Origin of the sequence: Olleya sp. HaHaR_3_96 (assembly GCF_019278545.1) — a bacterium.
Taxonomy (GTDB): Bacteria; Bacteroidota; Bacteroidia; order Flavobacteriales; family Flavobacteriaceae; genus Olleya.
Window position 1 is genome coordinate 1 of the sequence record NZ_CP058987.1, and the last position, 2,500, is coordinate 2,500.

Annotated in this window: 2 rRNA genes (1 of these 2 cut by a window edge); both read right to left on the reverse strand. The window is 47.4% G+C overall.

The features are described from left to right. Positions 1-56: 56 nt before the first annotated feature. Positions 57-164, reverse strand: a 5S ribosomal RNA gene (rrf, locus tag H0I26_RS00005). Between the two features lie 101 nt (positions 165-265). Continuing rightward, a 23S ribosomal RNA gene (locus H0I26_RS00010) occupies positions 266-2,500 on the reverse strand; it runs 586 nt beyond the window's last position.

The window sequence follows — 2,500 nt, forward strand, 5'->3', positions numbered from 1 at the left end:
TATTTCATTTTGGGGCACAAAAAAACCCTTCATAAATAAATATGAAGGGTTCTCTAAAAAGGCAACGACCTACTCTCCCACAAATGCAGTACCATCGGCGCAAATGGGCTTAACTTCTCTGTTCGGAATGGTAAGAGGTGAGCCCCATCGCTATAATCACCTTAAATCTTTCGGTGTATGTAGTATTAACTACTTAACCGTATAAAATAACATATTGAAAAAATGATTCATGAAAATCTGTATTGAACTTTATAAAAAACAGGCGTACAATAAGCCTATGGGTTATTAGTATCACTCGGCTATGACATTACTGCCTTTACACCTATGACCTATCAACGTAGTCATCTCCTACGACCCTTTAAAGAAATCTCATCTTGTGGTGGGTTTCGCGCTTATATGCTTTCAGCGCTTATCCCTTCCCAACGTAGCTACTCTGCAATGCTCCTGGCGGAACAACAGATACACCAGAGGTTAGTCCAACTCGGTCCTCTCGTACTAGAGTCAGATCCACTCAAATTTCTAACGCCCACTGTAGATAGAGACCGAACTGTCTCACGACGTTCTGAACCCAGCTCGCGTGCCACTTTAATGGGCGAACAGCCCAACCCTTGGGACCTTCTCCAGCCCCAGGATGTGACGAGCCGACATCGAGGTGCCAAACCCCCCCGTCGATATGAGCTCTTGGGGGAGATCAGCCTGTTATCCCCGGCGTACCTTTTATCCTTTGAGCGATGGCCCTTCCATACGGAACCACCGGATCACTATGCTCTTGTTTCCAACCTGATCGACTTGTAGGTCTCTCAGTCAAGCACCCTTATGCCATTGCACTCTACGCACGGTTACCAAGCGTGCTGAGGGTACCTTTAGAAGCCTCCGTTACTCTTTTGGAGGCGACCACCCCAGTCAAACTACCCACCAAGCACTGTCCCTTCATTGAAGGTTAGACTCTAGACAAGCAAAGGGTGGTATTTCAACAATGACTCCACAACGCCTAGCGACGCCACTTCAAAGTCTCCCACCTATCCTACACATTACTTATCCAAAACCAATACTAAGCTATAGTAAAGGTGCACGGGGTCTTTTCGTCCCACAGCGGGTAATCGGCATCTTCACCGATACTACAATTTCACCGAGCTCATGGCTGAGACAGTGTCCAGATCGTTGCACCATTCGTGCAGGTCGGAACTTACCCGACAAGGAATTTCGCTACCTTAGGACCGTTATAGTTACGGCCGCCGTTTACTGGGGCTTCATTTGAGATCTTCGCCGAAGCTAAACCCTCCACTTAACCTTCCAGCACCGGGCAGGTGTCAGGCCATATACGTCATCTTTCAATTTAGCATAGCCCTGTGTTTTTGATAAACAGTCGCCTGGACCTTTTCACTGCGGCCACCCCGAAGGGTGGCGACCTTTCTCCCGAAGTTACAGGTCTATTTTGCCTAGTTCCTTAGCCATGAATCTCTCGAGCTCCTTAGAATTCTCATCCCAACTACCTGTGTCGGTTTAGGGTACGGGCTGCTTCTCTCGCTTTTCTTGGAAGTCGATTTGCTAGATTATCACCGCGACCGTAGTCTTAGTGTACTATCGGGGGGTTACCCCTCCCTTCAACGCACAATTCCGTCTGTGCGCACTAACTTTTCGCCTCCGTCACTTTTAATGAGAGCAGGTACAGGAATATTAACCTGTTGTCCATCCACTACCCCTTTCGGGTTCGCGTTAGGTCCCGACTAACCCTCAGCTGATTAGCATAGCTGAGGAAACCTTAGTCTTTCGGAGTGCGGGTTTCTCGCCCGCATTATCGTTACTTATGCCTACATTTTCTTTTGTAGCTACTCCAGCATTCCTCACAGAACACCTTCAACGCCACTACAATGCTCCCCTACCACTTTTACAAGTCCATAGCTTCGGTAATATGTTTATGCCCGATTATTATCCATGCCGAACCGCTCGACTAGTGAGCTGTTACGCACTCTTTAAATGAATGGCTGCTTCCAAGCCAACATCCTAGCTGTCTAAGCAGTTCAACCTCGTTTTTTCAACTTAACATATATTTTGGGACCTTAGCTGATGGTCTGGGTTCTTTCCCTTTCGGACATGGACCTTAGCACCCATGCCCTCACTGCTGATTAACATTTTATAGCATTCGGAGTTTGTCAGGAATTGGTAGGCGGTGAAGCCCCCGCATCCAATCAGTAGCTCTACCTCTATAAAACTATAAATCAACGCTGCACCTAAATGCATTTCGGGGAGTACGAGCTATTTCCGAGTTTGATTGGCCTTTCACCCCTACCCACAGGTCATCCGAAGACTTTTCAACGTCAACCGGTTCGGTCCTCCACTATATGTTACTATAGCTTCAACCTGCCCATGGGTAGATCACACGGTTTCGCGTCTACCACTACTAACTAAAGCGCCCTATTCAGACTCGCTTTCGCTACGGATCCGTGACTTAATCACTTAACCTTGCTAGCAACGGTAACTCGTAGGCTCATTATGCAAA